This is a genomic window from Streptomyces sp. ALB3, assembly GCF_044385685.1.
Classification (GTDB): Bacteria; Actinomycetota; Actinomycetes; order Streptomycetales; family Streptomycetaceae; genus Streptomyces.
Map to the genome: position 1 here is coordinate 807099 of NZ_JBISCE010000008.1, position 23915 is coordinate 831013.

14 protein-coding genes are annotated in these 23915 nt (G+C 71.4%); 8 read left to right on the forward strand and 6 right to left on the reverse strand.

Annotation, left to right across the window (positions count from 1 at the left end; all coding sequences use genetic code 11):
- Nucleotides 1–11: 11 nt before the first annotated feature.
- From ACHFIV_RS10385 to ACHFIV_RS10410, 6 genes are read right to left on the reverse strand one after another with little or no spacing between them, the layout of a single operon-like run.
- On the reverse strand, nucleotides 12–2231 hold the full coding sequence (locus ACHFIV_RS10385) for a glycosyl hydrolase family 95 catalytic domain-containing protein (protein ID WP_398965866.1): 2220 nt from the start codon (nucleotides 2229–2231) through the stop codon (nucleotides 12–14).
- A complete protein-coding gene (locus ACHFIV_RS10390; RefSeq protein WP_398965869.1) occupies nucleotides 2228–4204 on the reverse strand; it encodes a beta-galactosidase in 1977 nt (658 codons plus the stop codon). Before ACHFIV_RS10390 ends, ACHFIV_RS10385 begins: the two co-directional genes overlap by 4 nt.
- A 14-nt stretch (nucleotides 4205–4218) precedes the next feature.
- Entirely contained in the window at nucleotides 4219–6453 is a 2235-nt protein-coding gene (locus tag ACHFIV_RS10395) for a 1,4-beta-glucanase (protein WP_398965872.1), read from the reverse strand.
- A 55-nt stretch (nucleotides 6454–6508) separates the two neighbouring features.
- Nucleotides 6509–7432 carry a carbohydrate ABC transporter permease gene (locus ACHFIV_RS10400; protein WP_398966010.1) on the reverse strand — a complete coding sequence of 308 codons (924 nt, stop codon included), beginning with the start codon at nucleotides 7430–7432 and terminating at the stop codon, nucleotides 6509–6511.
- 17 nt (nucleotides 7433–7449) lie between these two features.
- Complete coding sequence (locus ACHFIV_RS10405; protein ID WP_398965875.1) at nucleotides 7450–8475, reverse strand: ABC transporter permease; 1026 nt, start codon at nucleotides 8473–8475, stop codon at nucleotides 7450–7452.
- 1 nt (nucleotide 8476) lies between these two features.
- Nucleotides 8477–10150 (reverse strand): extracellular solute-binding protein, encoded by a 1674-nt coding sequence (locus tag ACHFIV_RS10410; protein ID WP_398965878.1) that lies wholly within the window; start codon nucleotides 10148–10150, stop codon nucleotides 8477–8479.
- 413 nt (nucleotides 10151–10563) lie between these two features.
- Between ACHFIV_RS10410 and ACHFIV_RS10415 the strand changes: the two genes are divergently transcribed.
- From ACHFIV_RS10415 to ACHFIV_RS10450, 8 genes are all read left to right on the forward strand, one after another.
- Nucleotides 10564–13500, forward strand: coding sequence for a glycoside hydrolase family 3 C-terminal domain-containing protein (locus ACHFIV_RS10415; RefSeq protein ID WP_398965881.1), 2937 nt, complete (start codon nucleotides 10564–10566; stop codon nucleotides 13498–13500).
- Nucleotides 13497–15761 carry an alpha-xylosidase gene (gene yicI, locus ACHFIV_RS10420; protein WP_398965883.1) on the forward strand — a complete coding sequence of 755 codons (2265 nt, stop codon included), beginning with the start codon at nucleotides 13497–13499 and terminating at the stop codon, nucleotides 15759–15761. Before ACHFIV_RS10415 ends, yicI begins: the two co-directional genes overlap by 4 nt.
- A 158-nt stretch (nucleotides 15762–15919) precedes the next feature.
- A complete protein-coding gene (locus ACHFIV_RS10425) occupies nucleotides 15920–16366 on the forward strand; it encodes a sel1 repeat family protein (protein WP_398965886.1) in 447 nt (148 codons plus the stop codon).
- Nucleotides 16367–16637: 271 nt separating this feature from the next.
- A complete protein-coding gene (locus tag ACHFIV_RS10430; protein ID WP_398965889.1) occupies nucleotides 16638–18185 on the forward strand; it encodes an aldehyde dehydrogenase family protein in 1548 nt (515 codons plus the stop codon).
- A 73-nt stretch (nucleotides 18186–18258) separates the two neighbouring features.
- On the forward strand, nucleotides 18259–19830 hold the full coding sequence (locus ACHFIV_RS10435) for a GMC family oxidoreductase (protein ID WP_398965892.1): 1572 nt from the start codon (nucleotides 18259–18261) through the stop codon (nucleotides 19828–19830).
- On the forward strand, nucleotides 19827–20891 hold the full coding sequence (locus ACHFIV_RS10440; protein WP_398965894.1) for a glycine betaine/L-proline ABC transporter ATP-binding protein: 1065 nt from the start codon (nucleotides 19827–19829) through the stop codon (nucleotides 20889–20891). Before ACHFIV_RS10435 ends, ACHFIV_RS10440 begins: the two co-directional genes overlap by 4 nt.
- Complete coding sequence (locus tag ACHFIV_RS10445) at nucleotides 20891–22873, forward strand: ABC transporter permease (RefSeq protein WP_398965897.1); 1983 nt, start codon at nucleotides 20891–20893, stop codon at nucleotides 22871–22873. Before ACHFIV_RS10440 ends, ACHFIV_RS10445 begins: the two co-directional genes overlap by 1 nt.
- A gap of 1 nt (nucleotide 22874) precedes the next feature.
- Entirely contained in the window at nucleotides 22875–23858 is a 984-nt protein-coding gene (locus ACHFIV_RS10450; protein ID WP_398965899.1) for an ABC transporter substrate-binding protein, read from the forward strand.
- Nucleotides 23859–23915 lie beyond the last annotated feature (57 nt).

Genomic DNA, 23915 nt, shown 5'->3' on the forward strand with positions numbered 1-23915 from the left:
ATGGAGGACTGCTACCGCGGCCCCAGGGTGAGGACGCGGTCCACGCCGGCTGCCAGCTCCAGGGGAGCCGGGGCATGTCCGGCAGAGGTCTCGGTGAGGGCGAGCCCGTCGCCCGTACGCAGGTCGACACGGGCGTCGCGGGTGGGACGCAGCACGGCGGTGGCGCCGTCCTGGGACCACCGGAGGTCGAGGTGGGCGCCGAACCGTGTGCGCACCCCCCGGAGTTCACCGGCCGGGTAGGCCGCCGGGACGGCGGGCAGCAGCACCAGGCGGCCGGGCGTCGACTGGACGAGCGACTCGATCACGGCGGCGGGCAGGGTGTGCGCCGCGTCGGCGTTGTAGACGTTCCGGGACGGGTAGTGGGCGCTCATCAGCGAGTCGTGGAAGAAGTCGCCGCCCAGCACCGCGTCCAGTGCCGCGGACACCCGCGAGGGGTCCCGGAGCCGGGCCGCGACCAGGGCGTGGTGCAGGTGCCCGTGGGCGGAGTCGTTCTCCGAGCCGCGCAGCTCCAGTGCGCGGTGCGCGGCCGCCGCCGGCTCCGGGGTGTCGTACGGGTTGATCTCGTCCAGCGGCCACACCGGGTAGAGGTGGCTCAGGTGACGGTGGTCGTACGTCTCCCGCAGGCCCGGCCACGCCCACTCGGCGAGCGCTCCGTCCTCGTTCACGAGATACGCCGGCAGCCGGGCCGCGAGTGACCGCCAGAGGCCGGCGGACGGGTGCCCCGGTGCGTGTTCGGCGGCCGTCGTCAGGGCGTGACGGGCCGCGGCGATGTCCATCGTGGCGTTCACCGTCCCCCAGCTCGCGTTCGCGGGCCGGTTCTCGGGGGAGTACGAGGGCACGACCACGACATGTCCGTCCGGGTCCTCGCGGCCGAGGAAGTCCTCGTAGAACAGCGCCGCTTCGACGAGGGCGCCGGTCAGGGCGGCGTCCGGGGCGCCCGTCGTGACCTCGGCGTGCTCCAGCAACGGCTGCAGCAGCCAGTCGGCCCCCGCCGTCCACAGATGGAGCGGATAGGCGCGCTGGAAGTGCCGGGTGTGGCCCGAGGCGCCGTCCGTGTGCGACGGGGCGACGATGCCCCGTGCCCCGAAGAGCGCCCGGGCGTTGTCCTGCCAGTCGGACAACTGCGCGTGCACGAGGGCGGCGTGCGCCTCCGTGACCTCGGGGAGCGCGGCCGCCGCCGCGGAGGCGATCTGGAGGTTGAGGTTGGCGTTCGTGGTGAAGGCCCCGGACCAGGCGGTGTCCCAGTCGCCGGTCCACAGGCCGGTCAGCCGGGGCGGGAGGACCCCCGAGGAGGACAGCAGGTGGTAGCGGCCTGCCGCGAAGAGCCGTTCGAGGAGCGCCGGGGACTTCGGGGCGCGCAGCAGCTCGCTGCCGGGCAGTGCCCGCTCGGGCGCCGCGTCCCGCAGGGTGAGGGACGCGCGCGCGTAGGCGTCCCTGTGCAGCGGCCGGTGGCGGTCCAGGAGGGTGGCGTAGTCGTCGCGTGGCAGAGCGGCCCACAGCTCGCCGAGGTCGGGGCGCCCGGCCCCGCGGACGACCCGGGTCGTGAGGGTGAGGCTCCTGGCCCCCTCGATCCGGATGCCCTCGCCGGCCACGGAGACACTGCCCCCGTCCACCCGCGCCACGGTGACGCCCGTGTAGCCGAGCCCGCTGTCCGGATAGTCCACCCGCAGCGCCAGGCGGGCGCCCTCCGGGGTCAGCACGGTGGAGCGGCCGACCGCCAGCCGCGCGGGGGCGCCGGGCAGGCAGTGGTCGAGGACGAAGCCGGCGGTCAGTCCGAGGTCCGTGACGTGCTGCACGATCACGTCGTCGGCCCGCGACACGAAGACCCTGCTGCTCCACGCCTCGTACGAAGCGGTCACCTCGCCCGTCGTGAAGTCGACCTCGCGTCTGTACCCGGCGACAGCCTCGTGCAGCCCCCTGCTACGGCGCACGCACGTCCGGAAAGCCGGATGGAAGGGCTGCACCCACACCAGCGGCAGTCCCGCGCCGAAGTCCTCGGCCGCCGTCGTGTCACCGGACAGGAGGGCGTCCTGCAGGCGGCCGAGCCGGTCGGCGAGCTCCGGCGGACGCAGGTCCTCACTGCCGTTGGGCCGCACCAGCGCGTGGTGGTTGACGATCACGCGGTCGTCCGCCGGGTCGCCGTACACCATCGCCCCGTGGCGGCCGTTGCCGCTGAGGAACGCGTCCTCCCAGCGGGTGGCGGGGCAGGGCTCCCAGGTGCCGTCGATCATGCGGAGACGTCTCTGAGCACGGCGACGCCGTAGCGGTCCAGCCGCACGACACCGTCGGCCTCGGCCCCCGTGAGCAGGTCGAGGTGCCGGCCCGGCAGCTCCACCACGGCCGGCGTCCGGCCGTGGTTCAGCAGGAACAGCAGCCCGCCGCGCCGCACCGCCTCGACCCCGGCGGGCAGCCCCTCCAGCACGGGGCGTACGCCGGCAGCGGCCGCCGCCCGGACGAGCAGGCCGCGCAGCGCCCCCGGCTCGGGCAGTGTCGAGAGGTACCACGCGCCGCCCTTGCGGAGGACCGAGGGAAGACCGTCCAGCTCGCCCCCGCGGTACGCGGCCACCGTCTCCGCGCTGCCGTCGGGCTCCAGCTCCTCCGACCACAGGGTGCCTCGGAAGCCGTCGCACTCCACTGCCGCGCCGGCGTCCAGCGGCCACCACTCGTGCACCGTGCGGATGCCGAAGAGCTCGCGCAGCCGGGCGTCCATGCCACCGGGCCTGATCCGGTCGTCGACGTCCACGACACCGGTGAAGAATCCGCACACGAGGGTGCCGCCGCCCCGCACGTAGGCGACGAGGTCGTCGACCGCCGCGTCCCCGAGCAGCTGGAGCTGAGGCACGAGCACCATCCGGTACCCGCTCAGAGCGGACCCCGGGCGGGCGAACTCCATGCCGATCCCGGCGTCCCACAGCGCGCCGTGCCAGGCCTGGACCAGCTCCGTGTACGACACCAGGGAGGACGGCCTGCCCTCCTGGGTGCTCGACCACCACGCGTCCCAGTCGTGCAGCACGGCAACCTCGGCCGGGACGCCGGTACCGCTCACCTCGGGGCCGATCACGGCGAGTTCGGCCCCGATGCGCTTGACCTCCCGGAAGGTGCGTCCGGACTCGCCGGCGTGGCTCAGCATCCCCGAGTGGAACTTCTCGGCCCCCTGACGGGACTGCCGCCACTGGAAGTAGCAGAGCGCGTCCGCGCCGCGGGCCACCGACTGCAGGGACCACAGGCGGTTGAGCCCGGCCGGTTTGGGGTGGTTGACAGCGCGCCAGTTGACCGGGCCGGCCGCCTGCTCCATCACCATCCACGGACCGCCGGCCTGCGAACGGGTCATGTCGGCGAGCATCGCGTTGTACTGGCCGCCGCGCGGGTCCTTCGGGTCCGGGTAGACGTCGACGGAGACGATGTCCTCCTGCTCCGCCCACGCCCAGGCGTCCTGGCCCGACCACAGCGGCATGAAGTTGGTCGTCACCGGGATGTGCGGGGTGTGCCGGGCGACGATGTCCCGCTCGGCGGTGTAGCACTCCATCAGAGCGTCGGAGGTGAACCGCTTGAAGTCCAGCTCCTGCGCCGGATTGCGCATGTACTGCGCCCGGCGCGGCGGCAGGATCTCCGCCCACGCGCCGTAGCGCTGGCTCCAGAACGCCGTCCCCCAGGCCGCGTCGAGGGCGTCCAGGGTGCCGTACCGGGAGGCCAGCCAGCGCCGGAAGTGGGCGGCGGTCTCGTCGCACCAGCAGTGCGTGCAGTACTCGTTGTTGATGTGCCAGACGGTCAGCGCGGGATGGTCCGCGTACCGTGCCGCGAGGTCCTCCGTGAGCGACGCGGCATAGCGCCGGTACACCGGTGAACTCGGGCAGAAGTGCTGTCGGGAACCGTAGTTGACGACCGATCCGTCCTCGGTGCGCGGCAGTGTCTCGGGGTGGAGGGCCCCCATCCACGGCGGTGGCGAGGAGGTCGGAGTGGCGAGGACGACGCCGATGCCGTGCGCGTGCACGAGGTCGAGCAGTCGGTCGAGCCAGCCGAACTCCCGTGCTCCTGGGCGGGGTTCGATCATCGCCCAGGAGAAGACGCCGATGGTGACGGAGTTGACCCCGGCCTCCTTCATCAGCCGGACGTCGTCGGCCCACACCTCCTCGGGCCACTGCTCGGGGTTGTAGTCGCCTCCGAAGAGGACGCGGCCACGGGTGGCGTCGCGCAGGGACGGCATGACGTCTCGTTCCTTCACCGGGGGTCCGCGTACTGGATGCCGCGGCCGTTGGTGCCCAGATAGACACGGCCGTGGACGCGGGGGTCGCCGGTGATGACCTCGCCGGTCCACCCCCACTGGTGGGCGTCGTCGTTGATCCGGACCCAGGTCGCACCCGCGTCGTCCGAACGCAGCACGGCCACGTCGTCGTGCGTCGCGGAGACCCGCCCGGTCTGGAAGACCGCCGGGTAGCCGGCCCGGCCCCTCCCCGGGGCGGCCTTGCCGAAGCCGAGCGCGTACGAGGCCTGGCAGCCGGACACCGGGGCGAACGTGCGCCCGCCGTCCTTCGAGCGCAGCAGCCCGTTGTCCTTGGCGGACAGCCACAGGTCACCGGAGCGCCCTGGAGCAGCGGCGACACGGAACTGCGTGTCCCCGGACGGCAGGCCGGTCGCACCCGCGGTGAAGGTCGCGCCCCTGTCCGTCGAGCGGAAGAGCGTGCCCGTGTCCGTGTCGTACACGTAGAAGCGTCGCGGGTCGAGCGGGTCGGCGACCGGAGTGCCGCCCTTCGGGAACGTGCCCACCTCGGCCCATGTCGCACCGCCGTCAGCGGAGCGGTGTGCCGCGTACTTGGTGCCGTCCCAGTGCGCGAACGACCAGAGCAGCGTCGCGCCGTCGGCGGAGACCGCCACCGGGCCGGGGGCCGAAGGGGCGATCGCGGGCTGGGAGGCGAACGGCTGCCAGCTCGCCCCGCCGTCGTGGGAGTACGCGCCGGCCGAGTCGGAGCCCGACGGCCAGCCCGTACGGACGACGTACGACGGTTTCAGGGCGGCCAGTGCGAGCCCGGTCGCCGTGCCGAACACCGGGTCGGACGCCATCCCCCGCGAGGGCGAGGTGGTCAGGGAGTCGTGGCGCATGACGCCGATGTCCCCCAGGCCGCTGAGGAGCCGGGTCCCCGTGGGAGGAGCGATCAGCTGCCGCACGGACGACTCCTCCAGTCCCCGGATCTCCGGGGCCCAGTGCACCAGGTCGCGCGTGCCGAAGATCGTCGCTCCGGTTCCGTACACGATGTGCCGCGAGTCGTGCGGGTCCACGGCCACGGCCTGGATCCACCAGCCGAACTTCGGCTCGCCGCCCCACTTCAGGTAAGGGGTCTCCGAGACGTCGAGGACCGCCGTGTCCTTGAGGGAGGTCCAGCTCGCCCCTCCGTCCGTGGAGCGGAACAGGGTGTCCACCGGGCCCCAGCGGTTGTTCGTGGAGACGACGACCGTCCCGGGGCGCGCCGCGTCCACCGCCACCCCGCCGTACCCGAACGCGTCGCCGGCGCCCGGGGCCACCGGCGTCACGTCCGCCCAGGCACCCGTCACCGTGTCCAGCTTGTGCACCGAGCCGTCGGCCTGGTTGTTGGGGCCCGGGCCGTCCGCGTAACTGACGTACAGCGCGCGGGTTCCCGCGTCGTAGGCCGCACGGACCGGTACGCGCGTCGCCGCCCCGGAAGGCTGCCCGGGGACGGCCTCCCAGCCGCCCGACGCGTTCGTACGGTAGAGGGACGTGCCGCCGTCCCCCCACCCCGCGTACACCGTCCGGCCGGCCGCCACCAGCAGGGTGACGCCCTGGCCGCTCGCCGTCGCGGTGGCGGGGAACGAGGTGTCGGCGGCCCAGGTGGCGCCACGGTCCGTGGAGCGCAGCAGCCCGTCGTGGCGTGTTCCGAGCCAGAGTGTCCCGCTGTCGCGCGGGTCGACCAGGAGCCGCTCGCCGCAGCCCCGGCCGTCCTCGTTCGCCCCGAGGCGGACGGTGAGATCCGTACGCGCCCAGGTCGCGCCGCGGTCCTCGGACCTGAGCACCGCACCCGGGGACGCGTACGCCTGTGTGTACGTCCCGAGGGCCAGGTAGAGGCGGTCGGGGTGGGCCGGGTCGACCGCCATCGCCTCGACGCCCATCAGGTTCCAGTCGTCCCAGCCGATGTGGTCGGTGAGCGCCGTCCACCGGGACCCGCGGTCGTCCCAGCGGTAGGCGCCGCCGATGTCCGTGCGGGCGTAGGCGAGACCCCGCACCGCCGGATGGAACAGGATGCCCGTCACGAAGCCCGTCCCGCCGATGGCCGCGGTGCGCCAGCGGTGCGGCTGGGCCCGCGCGGACCGACGGGCGGCGGAGGCCGTGCCTGCCGCCGGCAGCACGGAGGCCGAGGCCGCGACGACCGCGGCACCGGCCAGTACGGTCCTGCGCCGGGGGTGCGGGGCGGGTTCTGGCTGCGGGACGGACGAAGCGCGCATGACGAAGACCCTCCGGTGGGGGAGTGACGGGTGAGTGCGGTGCTTGAGGCGGTGCTCAGCCCTTGACGGCGCCGGTGAGCATGCCTTCCTTGAAGTGCTTCTGCACGAACGGTGAGAGGAACGCGACCGGGATCAGCGCCAGCACCATGACCGCCATCTGGATGGCGAGCAGCGACAGGTGTCCGGTGTTGATGACCTGCGTCAGACCGGTGGGCCGCTCCTGCTTGAGGACCAGCTGGTTCATCACGTTCTGCAGCGGCATCATCTCCGGGTCGCTGATGTAGATGGACGCGTTGAACCAGGCGCTCCAGTAGCCGACCGCGTAGAAGAGCGTGATCACCGCGATGACCGCGCGGGACAGCGGCATGATGATCTGCCACAGGATGCGGAAGTCGCCCGCCCCGTCGATGCGGGCGCTCTCGACGAGCTCCTGCGCCGTGCTCATGAAGAAGGCGCGCAGCACCAGGATGTTGAAGACGTTCAGCGCGCTCGGGAGGATCAGCGCCAGATACGAATCGGTGAGACCGAGTCCCTGGACCACCAGGTAGGTGGGGATCAGGCCCGCTCCGAAGAACATCGTGGCGAGCATGAACAGCAGCAGCGGACGGTGGAGCACGGATCCCGGACGGGACAGGCCGTACGCGCACATGACCGACACGGCCATGCTGAACAGCGTGCCGACCACGGTCACGCAGATGCTGACCACGGCGGCCCGGGTGACCTGGCCGCCGCCGAGGAGTTCCTCGTAGGCGACGAACGTGATGCCGCGCGGGATCACCACCAGCCCGCCCGCGTCGGTGATGGTCCGCACCGAGGACAGGCTGGTGACGATCACCACCCAGAGCGGGAAGAGCACGGCCAGACAGGTCAGGACCAGGACCACGCCCTTGGAGGCGAGGCCCGCCTTCGTCGGCTCCTCCTCCCACACCGGCCGCAGCCGGCCACGTGTGCCGGGCTTGACCCCGGCCACACCGGTCATTCGGTAGAGCAGGCCGCTCACTTCTTGTACACCCCCTGCTCACCCATGAGATGGGCGACCTTGTTGGCCCCGAGGACCAGCAGCAGACCGAAGATTCCCTTGACGATGCCGACGGCCGCCGCGTAGCTGAAGCCGCCGTTGGTGATGCCCACGTTCCACACGTAGGTGTCGAGGACCTCGGAGGCGCCCGGCCCGACGGCGGTGCGCTGGAGCAGGATCTGTTCGAAGCCCACGGTGAGCGCGTTGCCCACCTGGAGGACCAGCAGGAGGGCCACGACCGGGCGCAGGGCGGGCAGTGTGACGTGCCACATACGGCGCCAGCGGTTCGCTCCGTCCATCGCGCTGGCCTCGTAGAGCTCCGTACTGACCGAGGCCAGCGCGGCGAGGAAGACGATGACACCCCAGCCGGCGTCCTTCCAGATCATCTCGAAGGTGATCAGGAACTTGAACAGACCGGGGTCCGTCATCAGGTCGAAACCCTCGTGCCCGTGTTCCCGCAGCGTCTGCGCGATAAGTCCGGCGCCGCCGAACATCTGCTGGAACACGGTGATGACCAGGACCCAGGAGAAGAAGTGCGGCAGGTAGAGGATCGCCTGCGCCACCGCGCGGACCCGGGGCCGCACGAAGCTGTTGATGAACAGCGCGAGCAGGATCGGCACCGGGAAGAACAGCGTCAGCTGCAACAGGAAGATCGTCAGCGTGTTGCCCAGTGCCGACCAGAACAGCCGGTCGTTCACCATCTGCTGGAACCACTCGACGCCGACCCAGGGGCTCTGCAGAATCGCCTGGAAGGCGTTGTCCGCGATGTACGGGTCGTAGTCCTGGAAGGCGACGACGTTGCCCGCCAGGGGGATGTAGGCGAAGACCAGCAGCAGCAGCATCGCCGGCAGGGTCATCAGCAGCAGCGTCCGGTCGCGCCGCAGCCGGTGCCTCAGGGGCACCTTCGCGGTCACCCGTACGTCTCCGGGCGCCGCCCCGTCCTTCTCGGCCGGCGGCGACGCGGGGGAGCCCTGCGCGCGCCGGTCATCTGTGCTCAGAGACATGTCAGGAAGCCGACTCACCGGTCTCGTCGAGCAGCTTCTTGTACCAGTCGCGGAGCTTGTCGCCGCCCTTGGTCTTCCAGTCCGAGACCTGCTGCTGCATGTCGCTGACCTTCTTGCGCCCGCGCACGATGTCCTTCTCCAGGGACTCGAACTGCGCGTTGAGCTCGGTGTACCGGGTGGGCTCCTGGATCTGCATGCCGTGGAACAGCGGCTTCCTCAGGTGCGCGCCCTGGCGCTGCTGCCACTCGATGACGCCCTTGGCGACGTCCGGGTAGTCCGGGTACGCGCGGTACGGCTTGGAGGTGGCGATGTACTCGTAGGTGGCGAACACCTCGTTGTTGCCCTGCTCGTTCTTGACGAGCACCCCGTCCTTGAGGGTGTGGTGGGTGCCCTCCAGACCGTAGGCCCGCAGGCGCTGCTCCTTGCTCCCGTACGGAGCGGCGGTGAAGTTGGCCAGTGCGAGGAGGTCCTCGACGACCTTCTTGCCGGCCTTCTTGTTGACGAAGCACCAGATGTTCGAGGGGGAGGCCTCGTAGATCACCGGGTCACCGCCGTCGTGGGCGAAGAAGTCCATCGCCCCCATCCGGAAGTCCGGCTTGTCCAGCCGCTGGACGGCGGTCGCGGCGTACCAGTCCGAGATGTCGGCGTTGTACATGAGGACGTTGCCGGAGGAGAACGTGGTGCGCATGTCACCCGTCTCCGCCTTGGCGTCCGGGTGCACGAAGCCGGCCGAGTACAGGGAGCGCGACCACTCGAGCGCCTCCAGGTACTCCTGGGTCTCGTAGCGGTTCACCAGCTTCCCGTCGACCAGCTGCCAGTAGTAGGGCTTCTCCGGCAGCACCCCGAAGAAGACCCACGCCGACCAGGTCATGTCGCTGCACGCCCACACCTTGCTCCTGGGCGCGTTGATCTCCTTGCAGAGGTCGTAGAACTCCTGCGTGGTGGTCGGGACCTCGTACCCCTTCTCCTCGAAGATGTCGGCACGGTAGAAGGGGGTGATGTTGGGAGTGGCCTCGGCGGGCATGGGGATCCCCCGCAGCTGCCCCGCGAAGATGCCCCGCTGCCAGGCACCGGTGGGTATGGCGGCCAGGTTCGGGTACGCCTTTACCTTGTCGCCCGACAGGTAGGGGCCGAGGTCGGCGAACTTGTTGGCGATGGCGCTCGGGATCTTGCCGTTGAGCTCCCAGCCAGGCACGACGACGGCGTCCGGAATGGCGCTGGAGGCGAGCACCGCGCCCAGCTTCTGCCCGTAGACGTTGCCGTCCTGGTTCTGCCACTTGACCTTGACGCCGGCGGCCGCGTCCATGGCCTTCCAGTACGCGTTGCCCTCACCGGGCGAGGTGCCCCAGAGCGGCGCCATGATGCTGATCTCGCTGCCCTTGCCCAGCTTCTCGGGCACCGACACGGCCAGCTGGTTCGCGGGGAGTGCCGTCGTGAAGCCGTCGGCGGAGCCGTTCTTGCTGGGGATGTCAGGGGTGACGGCCTTCGAGGGGACATAGGCGGGAAGGATGTCCTTCAGCTTCTGACCCGTGGTCGTGCCCTCGTTCTTCGAGCCACCGGAACCGCCGCCGCAGGCGGTGAGGAGCGGCATCCCGCCGCCCACGGCTGCCGCGACGACCACGGAGGAGGCGAGGAATCGTCTCCGGCTGGGAGCGGAGGGGGAGTTCGGCGTCATTGCGTCAACCCTTCGTGGTGCAACAGGACGGCCCGCGGCGGCGACTGCCGCTCCGGCCCTGTGTCTGAGGTAGGGGCGTTACCGGCCGAGCCGGTCGGCACCGCACCGGCTGAGCTGAAGCGGTCAACAGGCTGCCTCGTCGAAGCGCTTCGATGTTGCAGCGAGGTTAAGTGAAGGGTCCCGGCCACACAAGAGTTCGTTTCGAGATTCCTCCGACCTGTGTCCGAACCGTTTCCAGGTGTGCTGCCGCACCAGTACGCCCCGGGGAGCCCGTTCGGGGCAGTCGCGCCCTTGACACCCACGGGGTCGGCCGCAGAGCATCGAAGCGCTTCGAAAGATCCTCTCCTCGCGTCGAAGGATGACTCGGCGCCCGCAGACCGGAATACCTCCCACCTCTCCAAGGGGACCCGCACGTGACGGACCATCCGCTTCCCTTCCGCGACCCGCAGCTGTCCTTCTCCCGGCGCACCGACGATCTGCTCGGACGGCTCACGCTCGATGAGCGGATCGCGATGCTGCACCAGTTCGCCCCGGCGGTGGAGCGGCTGGGGGTCGGCCCGTTCCGCACCGGACAGGAAGCCCTGCACGGGGTCGCCTGGATGGGGCCCGCCACCGTCTTCCCGCAGGCCGTCGGCCTGGGTGCCACCTGGAACGACGACCTGGTCCGCCGGATCGGCGAGGCCGTCGGCAGCGAAGTGCGGGCCAAACGCGCCCAGGACGACCGTGTCGGGCTGAACGTCTGGGCGCCGACGGTGAACCTGCTGCGCCACCCGCTGTGGGGCCGCGGCGAGGAGGGGTACTCCGAGGACCCGGCCCTCACCTCCGCCATCGCCGTGGCGTACACCCGGGGGCTGCGCGGGGACGACCCCCGTTACTGGCGCACCGCCCCCGTGCTCAAGCACTGGCTCGCACACAACAACGAGACCGACAGGGACACCGCCTCGTCCTCCGTGCGCCCGCGCGTCCTGCACGAGTACGACCTGCGCGCCTTCCGTGACGCGGTGCGGGCCGGGGCGGTGGCGGGGGTCATGCCCGCCTACAACCTGGTCAACGGCCGCCCCAACCACGTCTCCCCGCTCCTGGGGCAGTACCTGCGGCGCTGGACGGACCAGCCGCTGGTCGTCTGCTCGGACGCGGGCGCGCCCTCGAACCTGGTGGATTCCGAGCACTACTTCGACACCCACGAGGAGGCCACGGCGGCCTCCCTGAAGGCGGGGGTCGACAGTTTCACCGATCACGGCACGGACTCCACGGTCATGACGGGCCGCATCCGCGACGCCCTCGCCAAGGGACTCATCGACGAGGGAGACATCGACACGGCGGTACGGCGGCTGCTCGCCATGCGCCTGGCACTCGGTGAGTTCGACCCGGAGCTCGATCCCTACGCGCGTGTGGACGACCTCGACACCGAGGAGCACCGGGCCCTCGCGGTGGAGGCCGCCGAACAGGCGGTCGTCCTGCTCAAGAACGACGGCCTGCTGCCCCTGGAACCCGAGCGGGGCCGGAGGGTCGCGGTGGTCGGACTGCTCGCCGACGCCTGCAAGCTCGACTGGTACAGCGGGACTCTCCTGCACCGCTCGACACCGCTGGACGGAATCCGCGAACGGTACGGCGCCGAGAACGTCCTCTTCGCGGAGGGCGTGGACCGGATCAGGCTGAAGAGTCCGCACGGCTGGCTCCAGGTGCCCGTGGCCGACGGGGCCACGGACGGCGAGGCGCGGGCCCCCGAGGGCGCGCTCGACCCGGCGCTCCTGGCCGGCCGCACCGACCTGCCCCCGCTGACGGTCGGTTCCGAGGCCAGTGAACTGGCCGTCGTCGACTGGGGCGACGGTGTCCTCACCCTGCGGACCGACGCGGGGCTGTACCTCTCCGTCGCCGACGACGGATACGTCAGGGCCTCCGCGGACGAGCCGGGCGGCTGGGTCGTCCAGGAGACGTTCCGCTTCGAGGCGGTGGAGGGGCACGACGGCGGGCACCGCCTTCTGCACATCGGGACCGGTGGGTACGTGTCTGTCGCCACCGACGGCGTGAAGGTTGCCGCGTCCGGCGAGAAGATCTCCCGGGGCGACGCGACGGTCTTCGAACGGGAGACCGTCGAGCACGGGGCCGACACCGTGGCCCGCGTCGCCGCTGCCGCCGACACCGTCATCGTCGTCGCGGGCAACGACCCCCATATCAACGGCCGGGAGACCGAGGACCGTACGACCCTCGCTCTCCCCGCCCAGCAGGACCGGCTGTGGCGCGCCGCGCACGCCGCCAACGCGCGTACGGTCCTGGTGCTGACCTCCGCCTACCCCTACGCGGTCGGGGACGCGGCCGAAGGGCTGCCCGCCCTGCTCTGGACGGCGCACGGAGGCCAGTCCGCGGGCACCGCACTCGCCCGCGTCCTCGCGGGCGACGTGTCCCCGGCCGGCCGGCTCCCGCAGACCTGGTACGCGAGCGACGACGATCTGCCCGGCCTGTTCGACTACGACATCATCGGCTCCCGGCAGACGTACCTCTACTTCCGCGGCACTCCGCTCTTCCCGTTCGGACACGGTCTCGGCTACGCCGACTTCAGCTACTCCGCGCTGCGGGCGGAGGCGGACGGCGAGTTGCTCCGGGTGTCACTGACCGTCACGAACGAGAGCGGACCCGCGGCCGACGAGGTCGCCCAGCTCTACGTCCGCGCGGCCGGGCACGCGGAGGCCGGCCCTCCCGCCGAGGGGGTGGGACCCCGGCCGGCGGACCCCGGTGAACCCCTGGACCTGCCGTTGCGCAAGCTGGTGGGACACCGCCGGTTGCACCTCGCGCCCGGAGCGGCGGAGTGCATCGAGTTCCAGGTGCCCGTCGAGGAGTTGGGGCACTGGAGTGTGGCGCACGGCAGGTGGACCGTCGAGCCGGGCGCGTACGAGATCCTCGCGGGAGCGTCGAGCACCGACATCCGGCTCGTCGCGACGGTGGTCGTCGACGGGGAGGCGCAGGGCCCACGGCCGGTGGCGACGCTCGGTCTGGAGGCCGTCGACTACGACGGACAGAAGGACACGCAGATCCTCGACCGCACGAAGACGGACGGGGACGCCGTGGCGCCCGTCTCCGCCGACCGGGAGGGAAGTCTCGTCTACCGGGCCTGCGACTTCGGTGAGGGCGTGGACGGACTGACGTTCACGGTCGCGGGGGAGGGGAGCATCACGGTGAGCGCGGGCGGGCGCAGCGCGGACCTCCGGTTCCCGGACACCGGCGGGCCGTACACCTACCGGACCTTCGGCACCGCGCTCGGACTGCGCGGAGTGGTGGACCTGCGTATCGGCCTCACCGGGGCCGTGCGCCTCGCCCGTGTGGACGTCGTTCCCGGCAAGGAGACCGCATGAAGTTCACCGACGGCTTCTGGCTCATGCGTGAGGGCGTACGCGCCTCCTACGCGACCGAGATCCGCGACCTGCGCGTCGACGCCGACCGGTTCACGGCCTACGCCGCGGTCAAGAAGGTCGCGGCGCGCGGTGACACGCTCAACACCGCGCTGATCACGGTGGAATGCTTCTCCCCCGCCGAGGGAGTCATCGGCGTACGCACCACCCATCACGCGGGGAAGGCGCGGCGCGGGCCCGACTTCGCCCTGTCTGCGGACGGCGCCACGGCGCCCGCCGCCCGCACCCGCCGGGACGGGGCGGTCACCGAACTCACCAGCGGGCCGCTCACGTTGCGCATGGACGGTGACGGGCCCTGGGGCATCACCTTCCACGACGCCGGCGGACGACGCCTCACCGGAGTGGACCCCAAGGGCACGGCGTTCGCGACCACGGCCGACGGCGCCCACCACATGATCGCCCAGCTCGCCCTGGACGTGGGTGAGAACGTCTACGGCCTCGGTGAACGCTTCACTCCGTACGTCAAGAACGGCCAGACCGTCGACATCTGGCAGGCCGACGGCGGTACGAGCAGCGAGCTGGCCTACAAGAACATCCCCTTCTACCTGTCCTCGCGCGGCTACGGCGTCTTCGTGAACCACCCCGGCAAGGTCTCCTTCGAGGTCGGCTCGGAGTCCGTCGGCCAGGTGCAGTTCAGCGTCGAGGACCAGTCGCTGGAGTACTACATCGTCGCCGGGCCGACGCCGAAGGACGTCCTGTCCCGCTACACCGCCCTGACCGGCAGACCCGCGCTGCCGCCGGCCTGGTCCTTCGGCCTGTGGCTGACCACCTCCTTCTGCACCTCCTACGACGAGGAGACCGTCACCTCCTTCGTCGACGGCATGGAGGAACGGGGCATCCCGCTCAGCGTCTTCCACTTCGACTGCTTCTGGATGCGCGAGTACCAGTGGTCGGACTTCCTCTGGGACCCGGAGGTCTTCCCCGACCCGCAGGGGATGCTGGCCCGCCTCAAGGCGCGCGGACTGCGCGTCAGCATGTGGATCAACCCCTACATCGCCCAGAAGTCGTCCCTGTTCGCGGAGGGGGCCGAACGCGGCTACCTCGTACGGCGGGCCGACGGTGACATCTGGCAGTGGGACCTGTGGCAGCCGGGGATGGCCCTGGTCGACTTCACCAACCCGGCCGCCCGTGACTGGTACGACGACAAGCTGCGTGTCCTGCTCGACCAGGGCGTCGACTGCTTCAAGACGGACTTCGGCGAGCGGATCCCCACGGACGTGGTCTGGCACGACGGCTCCGACCCGCAGCGGATGCACAACTACTACGCGCAGATCTACAACCGCACCGTCTTCGAACTCCTGGAGAAGGAACGCGGCGCGGGGGAGGCGGTGCTGTTCGCGCGGTCCGCGACGGCGGGCGGACAGCAGTTCCCGGTGCACTGGGGCGGTGACTGTTTCGCCTCGTTCACGGCCATGGCCGAGTCGCTGCGCGGCGGACTGTCGCTCTCCCTGTCCGGGTTCGGCTTCTGGAGCCACGACATCGGCGGCTTCGAGGGCACGCCCGACCCGGCGGTCTTCAAACGCTGGCTCGCCTTCGGCCTGCTCTCCTCGCACAGCCGCCTCCACGGCAACGTCTCCTACCGGGTGCCGTGGGAGTTCGGCGAGGAGGCCGTGGACGTGACCCGGAAGTTCACCCTGCTCAAGCACCGGCTCATGCCCTACCTCTACGGAGCGGCAGCCGAGACGCACCGCACGGGCGTCCCGATGATGCGGCCCATGCTGGTGGAGTTCCCCGGGGACCCCGCCTCCCGCACCCTGGACCGGCAGTACATGCTCGGCCCGGACCTCCTCGTCGCGCCGGTCTTCACCGAGGACGGTGAGGTCGAGTACTACGTCCCCGAGGGCACCTGGACCTCGCTGCTCACCGGCGAGCGCGTCACCGGCCCCGCCTGGCGGCACGAGACGCACGGCTTCGACAGCCTGCCGCTGCTCGTCAGGGAGGGTGCCGTACTGCCCTGGGGCGCGCACGACCAGCGCCCGGACGGCGACTGGCTGGACGGTCTCACGCTGCGGGTCTTCGGCACGGGTCCGGACGAGCGCACGGTCACCGTGCCGGATCCGACCGGCGCCCCGGCGGCGACGTTCCGTGTCGTACGGGACGGAGCCGGGGTCCGCGTCACGGCGGAGGGGACCGACCGGGTCTTCCGGGTGGTCGTGGACGGATCCGGCGCACAGGGGGAGGGGGCCGGGACGGTCGTCGTCTGACCTCCGCCCACCACCACGGCAGCCCGCCGGCCGCCCCGCCCGGGGAGCCCGGCGGGCTGCTCGCTCCATGGAACGCCCGCGCCCCTGCCCGCCTGTGCGAAACCTCCACAAGGTGGGGGGTGGTCCTCTACTCTGCCTCTACACGGAGGGGGATCGGTGTGGCCGGCTTCATGCTGTTCGTCGCTGCGGTACTGAGTGTCGTCGGAGCGGTGTCCGGGCGGGACGTGTTCACCCAAGTGAGCTGGATCGTCTGGGCGCTGGGCATTCTCCTGCTCGTCAAGTGGTTCCTGCGGCACAGGAAGTACGGAACCCCCGAACGTCTGATGGCCTCGGTGGCGGCCGGTGACCCCCGCGCCCTGCGGAGCCTGGCGATGATCGCGAAGATCGGGGACGACTACGACGAGGCCGAGCGCCTGCTGCGCATCGGTGTCGACGGAGGTGACGTCGAGTCCATGTGGGAGATGGGGCGACTGGTCGAGCATCGCGACGGCCTCGAGGCTTCCGAGCCGTGGTTCCGGATGGCTGCCGAACGGGGACACTTCGTCGCCAAGCGGTTCTTCCGGCCCGGGAGCGCCCTCAACATGGACGGCCGGAACCCGCTGTAAGGGCCTGCTCGCCCGCGGACCGCCGTCCCTGCCGCAGGTCGCGGGCCCAAGGTGGACGACGCGAGCGGAGCCTGCTACGCGCCGCTCACCTCCGTGCCGTCCCGGTAGTGAGACATGTCACTGGCCGTGAACCATTCGGCATACATTCCGTCTGCTCGGAGAGGGTCCTGGCTGCCGGTGTGCGCCGAACCCGTGGCCCGCCGGTCCGGAACAGCGCTCCGCTTCCACGACCGGTGCGGAGCAGCCCAGGCACGGAAGGCAGACCCCCCACATGTCGGCTACCCCTTTGTCGGCCACTCACGCCGAAACTCCCGCCACGGCGGCGCTCGAAACCGTCCACATCGACGGAACGTGGCTCCCCGCCGTCTCCGGAGCCACGCGGGAGATCCTCGACCCCGCCGACGCCACCGTCCTTGCGCTCGTCTCCGAGGGCGGCACCGAGGACGCCGACGCCGCCGTGGCCGCCGCCCGCCGCGCCTTCGACGACGGCCCCTGGCCCCACAAGCCCGTCGCCGAGCGGGCCGACCTGCTGCGGAGGGTCGCCGGCCTCCTCCAGCGGGACCGCGAGGAGATCGCGATCACCGAGAGCCGCGACACCGGCAAGACCCTGGAGGAAGGCCGGGTCGACGTGGACGACGTCACCCACGCCTTCCGCTACTTCGCCGACCTCGTCATGAACGAGAGCGGGGGCCGCGTCGTCGACGCCGGCGACCCCGACGTGCACAGCGTCGTCGTGCACGAGCCGGTCGGTGTCTGCGCCCTGATCGCGCCCTGGAACTACCCGCTGCTCCAGGCAAGCTGGAAGATCGCCCCCGCGCTCGCGGCGGGCAACACCTTCGTGCTCAAGCCCAGTGAGGTCACCCCGCTCTCCACCGTGCACCTGATCCGGCTGCTCGCCGAGGCCGGGCTGCCCGACGGCGCGGCCAACCTCGTGACCGGTGCCGGAGACCCCGTCGGCGCACGGCTCTCCGAACACCCGGACGTCGACCTGGTCTCCTTCACCGGCGGCCTCGCGAGCGGCACGAAGGTCGCCCAGGCCGCGGCTCCCACCGTCAAGAAGGTCGCCCTGGAACTCGGCGGCAAGAACCCCAACGTCGTGTTCGCGGACGCGTGCGCCACCGACGAGGGCTTCGACACCACCGTCGACCAGGCGCTGAACGCCGCGTTCTTCCACAGCGGCCAGGTCTGCTCCGCCGGGGCCCGCCTCATCGTCGAGGAGTCCGTGCGCGACCGCTTCGTCACCGAACTCGCCCGCCGCGCGGACGCGATCCGGCTCGGCCGCGGCACCGTCGACGGCGTCGAATGCGGTCCGCTGGTCTCCGCCCAGCAGCTCGCCAAGGTGGAGGCGTACGTGGCGTCGGCCCGCGAGGAGGGTGCGATCGTCCGCTCCGGCGGGGCGCGGCCCGAGCCCTCCGGGACCCGTCCCGCGAGCGGCTACTTCTACCGGCCCACCGTGCTGGACGGCTGCCACCGGGAGATGAAGGTGGTCCGCGAGGAGACCTTCGGCCCGATCCTCACCGTCGAGACCTTCCGTACCGAGGAAGAGGCCGTCACCCTGGCCAACGACACGGACTACGGACTCGCGGGCGCCGTGTGGACCACGGACGCCGGCCGCGCCAGGCGCGTCGCCGGGCGGCTGCGGCACGGCACCGTCTGGATCAACGACTACCACCCCTACCTCCCGCAGGCCGAGTGGGGCGGCTTCGGCAAGTCGGGCACGGGCCGCGAGCTCGGACCCACCGGACTCGCGGAGTACCGGGAGTCCAAGCACATCTACCAGAACCTCAACCCGCGCCCGCAGCGCTGGTTCGCCGGCTGACCGGAACCGCCCCCTCCCGCCCGGCTGTTCGCAGCACCACGCACACGCCAGCACCTTGCAGAAGGAGCAACCGATGCCACCGTCCCCCAGTACCGCATGCCCCGAACCCGTCGACTACGTGATCGTGGGAGGCGGTACAGCGGGATCGGTCATCGCCTCCCGCCTCACCGAGGACCCCGACGTCCGTGTCACCCTCGTCGAGGGCGGCCCCACCGACATCGACCGCGAGGACGTCCTCACCCTCCGCCGCTGGCTCGGCCTCCTCGGCGGTGACCTCGACTACGACTACCCGACCACCGAACAGCCCCGCGGCAACTCCCACATCCGGCACAGCCGCGCACGCGTCCTCGGCGGCTGCTCCTCGCACAACACACTCATCAGCTTCAAGCCGCTGCCCGGCGACTGGGACGAGTGGGCCGAGGCAGGGGCCGACGGCTGGGACGCCGCCGCCATGGACCCCTACTTCGACCGGCTGCGCAACAACATCGTGCCGGTCGACGAGAAGGACCGGAACGCCATCGCCCGTGACTTCGTCGAGGCCGCCCGGGCCGCGGCAGGGGTCCCGCGCGTGGACGGCTTCAACAAGCAGCCCTTCCACGAGGGCGCCGGCTTCTTCGACCTGGCCTACCACCCCGAGAACAACAAGCGCTCGTCCGCGTCCGTCGCCTACCTCCACCCGCACATCGAGGCCGGCGACCGCCCCAACCTCTCGATCCTGCTGGAGACATGGGCGTACCGGCTGGAGTTCGACGGCAACCGGGCCACCGGTGTGCACGTGCGCACCAAGGACGGCGAGGAGGTCCTGCTGCGCGCCGCCCGCGAAGTGATCGTGTGCGCCGGCGCGGTGGACACCCCGCGGCTGCTGATGCTCTCCGGAGTCGGACCGGCGAAGGACCTCGCGGACCTCGGGATCCCCGTCGTCCACGACGCACCGGGCGTCGGCGAGAACCTGCTCGACCACCCCGAGTCGGTCATCGTCTGGGAGACCGACGGGCCGATCCCGGAGAACTCCGCGATGGACTCCGACGCCGGCCTCTTCGTACGGCGGGACCCCGAGTCCCGGGGCCCTGACCTGATGTTCCACTTCTACCAGATCCCCTTCACCGACAACCCGGAGCGCCTCGGCTACGAGAAGCCCGAGCACGGCGTGTCGATGACCCCGAACATCCCCAAGCCGCGCAGCCGCGGACGGCTCCGCCTCACCAGCGCCGACCCCGAGGTCAAGCCGGCCCTGGACTTCCGCTACTTCACCGACAGCGACGACTACGACGGCCGCACCCTGGTCGACGGGATCAAACTCGCCCGCGAGATAGCGCGGACCGAACCCCTGTCCCACTGGCTCAAGCGCGAGGTGTGCCCCGGGCCCGAGGTCACCTCCGACGAGGACATCAGCGAGTACGCACGCAAGGTCGCGCACACCGTCTACCACCCGGCAGGCACCTGCCGGATCGGCGCGGTGGGAGACCCGGCGGCCGTCGTCGACCCGCAGCTGCGCGTCCAGGGGCTGGACGGCATCCGGATCGCCGACGCGTCCGTCTTCCCGGCCATGCCCGCCGTGAACCCCATGATCGGCGTCCTGATGGTGGGCGAGAAGTGCGCCGAGCTGCTCCGAGCGACCCCGACCACCGGAGGCGATGTCCGATGAGCGAAGCCGGTACCCCCGTGTTCAGCGTCCGCAACCTCTGGAAGGTCTTCGGACCCAAGGCCGACCGCGTCCCCGGCACCGAACTCGCCGGCCTGCCTCCCGCCGAACTGCGCGAGCGCACGGGCTGCACCGCCGCCGTGCGCGACGTCTCCTTCGACGTGGAGAAGGGCGAGGTCTTCGTGGTCATGGGCCTCTCCGGCTCCGGCAAGTCGACCCTCGTACGCTGTCTGACCCGGCTGATCGAGCCGACCAGCGGCACCCTCGCCATCGACGGCGAGGACGTCCTGGCCATGGACACCACCCGGCTGCGCGAACTGCGCCGCCACCGCGCCGCGATGGTCTTCCAGCACTTCGGGCTGCTGCCGCACCGCACGGTCCTCGACAACGTCGCCTACGGCCTGGAGATCCAGGGGCTCGGCAAGGCCGAACGGCGCGCCAAGGCCGCCGGACTGGTGGAGAAGGTCGGCCTCGCGGGACTCGAGGACCGCCGCCCGGCCCAGCTCTCCGGGGGACAGCAGCAGCGGGTGGGCCTGGCCCGCGCGCTCGCCGTCGACCCGTCCGTCCTCCTCTTCGACGAACCGTTCAGCGCGCTGGACCCGCTGATCCGCCGCGAGATGCAGGACGAGGTCGTGCGGCTGCACCGCGAGGAGGGCCGGACCATGGTCTTCATCACCCACGACCTCGGCGAGGCGCTCCGCCTGGGCACCCGCATCGCGCTGATGCGCGACGGCGGCATCGTCCAGGTCGGCACCCCCGAGGAGATCGTCGGCTCGCCCGCCGACGACTACGTACGCGAGTTCGTCCGCGACGTACCGCGCGAACAGGTCCTCACCGTCGCCACCGCCATGCGCCCGCCGGCCGCCGGCGAGAGCGAGCACGGCCCGGCCCTGCGCCCCGGGGCGACCGTGTCCGAGGCCATCGAGGCGGTCTCCCGCTCCGGCGACCCCGTCGCACGGGTGATGGAGGACGGCAGGCTGCTCGGAGTCGTCGACCACGCGTGCCTGCTCGACGTGGTCGCCGGGGTGCGCGGGACCCCGGAAGCCCGTGAGGTGGCCGTCTGATGGCCACCGCCCAAGCCGCCGCCCGTGGCGTCACCGGAACCCCGGGGAGCGGCCCGCTCGCCGCCCTGCGCGGCCGGCCAGCCCTCGGCAAGCTCCTCCTGCTGCTGGTGATCGCCGCCGTCGCCGTACCCTTCGCGCACGCCCGCTGGGGCGGCGGAGCGTGGCCCGCCGCACTGACCGTCGACCTGGCCGGGCCGCTCGGCGAGGTCAACGACTGGATCATCGCGAACCGCGACAGCCACCCGCTGTTCCTCTACTTCTTCGGCCACATCAGCAACGCCGTCGTCCTGTCGGTCCGCGGTGTCTACCTGGCGCTGCTCGCCCTGGGCTGGGCCGGCGTCACCGCCGTCGCCGCGCTCGTCGCCTGGCGGGCGGCCGGCTGGCGTCTCGCGCTCACCGCCGCACTGTCCTTCCTGGTCTGCGGGATGCTCGGCATGTGGGTGCCGACCATGCAGACCCTCGCCCTGATGACCGTGGCCGTCCTGGCCTCCGTGGTGCTCGGCCTTCTCCTCGGTCTCGCCGGCGGGCTCTCGGACCGTACGTTCCGGGTCCTGCGGCCCGTCCTGGACACCATGCAGGTGCTGCCCGCCTTCGCCTACCTGCTGCCCGTCGTGCTCGTCTTCGGCATCGGCGTGCCCGGCGCGGTCCTCGCGACCGTCGTCTACGCGGCACCCCCGATGGCCCGGCTCACCGCACTCGGACTGCGCGGCGCCGACGCGGGCGTCATGGAAGCCGTCGCCTCACTCGGCGCGACCGGCCGTCAGCGTCTGCTGAGCGCACGGCTGCCGCTGGCCCGCAAGGAACTGCTGCTCGGCCTCAACCAGACCATCATGATGGCGCTGTCCATGGCCGTCATCGCCTCGGTCATCGGCGCCGGCGGCCTGGGCGACCGTGTCTACCAGGCGCTCTCCTCCGTCGACGTCGGCGCCGCGCTCGCCGCGGGCGTCCCCATCGTGCTGCTGGCCGTCGTCATGGACCGTACGACCGAGGCGGCCGGCCGCAAGGCCGGTACCGAGCCCACCGGTCCCGCCGCCCTGCGCGGAGCGCGCGGCTGGGTCCTCGCGGTGCCGGCCGCCGCCGCCGTCGCCGTGGCGGGCCGCTTCACGGGCGGACGCATCTGGCCCGAGAGCGGCATCGTGGCGATCGCGGAACCTGTCAACACCGCCAAGGACTGGATGGTCGACCACCTCTACACCGGCATCCCCGTCATCGGCGGGACCGCCGACTGGGCAGCCCACTTCACCAGCTGGGTACTCAACCCCCTCCGCAGCGGACTGCAGGGGCTGCCCTGGTGGTCCGTACTGGTGATCGTCGCCGCCCTCGCCTGGACCATCGGCACCTGGCGCACCGCGCTCACCGCCGTGCTGGCCATGGCCGCCATCGGCGTGCTCGGCGTCTGGGACCTGTCGATGGACACGCTCAGCCAGGTCGTCGCCGCCGTCGCCGTCACACTGGTCCTGGGCTTCGGCATCGCTGTCGGCGCCGCCCGCAGCCTACGCCTCGAACGGCTGCTGCGACCTGTCCTGGACGTCTTCCAGACCATGCCGCAGTTCGTCTACCTCATCCCGGTCGTCGCCCTCTTCGGCGTCGGCAGGGCGCCCGCCGCCGCCGCGGCGGTCGTCTACGCGCTGCCCGCCGTCGTCCGCATCACGACCCAGGGCCTGCGGGGCGTCGACCCCGCCGCGATGGAATGCGCACGCTCGCTCGGGGCCACCAGCAACCAGCAACTGCGTCAGGTCCAGATCCCGCTGGCCAGGCCCGCACTGCTGCTGGCCGTCAACCAGGGCGTCGTCCTGGTCCTCGCCGTCGTCATCATCGGCGGGCTCGTCGGCTCGGGGGCGCTCGGCTATGAGGTCGTGTTCGGCCTGGCCCAGGGCGATCTGGCCACCGGCCTCGTCGCGGGCGCCGCCATCGTCTGCCTGGGGCTGATGCTGGACCGCGTCACCCAGCCCACCACCCGCCGCCAGCGGAAGGAGAGCTGACATGGCTCGCACCCCTGCCCGAGCCCGTCTCCGTACGTCCGCCGTCGTCGCCTCGGCCGGGGCGCTCCTGGCCGCCACCGGCTGCGGGGCAGCGGACATGACCAAGCAGGCATCCCCGTTCGCGGCCCCGGCGGACATCAAGACCGTCACCCTCTCCGTCCAGTCCTGGGTCGGCGCGCAGGCCAACGTGGCCGTCGCGCAGAAGATCCTGGCGGAGAAGCTGGGCTACCGCGTCGACCTCGTACAGACGGACGAGGTGCCCGCGTGGGACGCCCTCAGCCAGGGGCGGGTGGACGCCATCCTGGAGGACTGGGGCCACCCCGACCAGGAACAGCTGTACGTCAAGGACAAGAAGACCATCGTCCCGGGGGGCGACCTCGGGGTCACCGGGCACATCGGCTGGTACGTCCCCAAGTACTGGGCCGACGAACACCCCGACGTCACCGACTGGAGGAACCTCGACAAGTACGCCGACGAACTGCGGACCCCGGAGAGCGGCGACAAGGGCCAGCTCATGGACGGCTCGCCGTCCTACGTCACCAACGACAAGGCGCTGGTGAAGAACCTGGGCCTCGACTACAAGGTCGTGTTCGCCGGTTCGGAGGCCGCGCAGATCACCCAGATACAGCAGTTCGCCAAGGAGAAGAAGCCCTTCCTCAGCTACTGGTACCAGCCCCAGTGGCTGTTCAACGAGGTGCCGATGGTCGAGGTGGAACTGCCGGAGTACTCCGACGCCTGTGCCGCCAAGGACCCGGCGGACATCGACTGCGCCTACCCGAGGACCCCCCTCCAGAAGTACCTCAACGCGGACTTCTCCGAGCGGGGCGGGGACGCGGCGGCCTTCCTCAAGAAGTTCAAGTGGTCCGAGCAGGACCAGAACGAGGTGTCCGAGTCGATCGCCTCGCAACGGCTGACGCCCGACGAGGCCGCATCACGCTGGATCGAGAAGCATCCGGACACCTGGAAGAAGTGGCTGGAGCGGTGACGTAGGCCCTCGTCTCCCCTGCCCTCAGCCGCCGCGGCCCCCGCCGCGGCGGCTGAA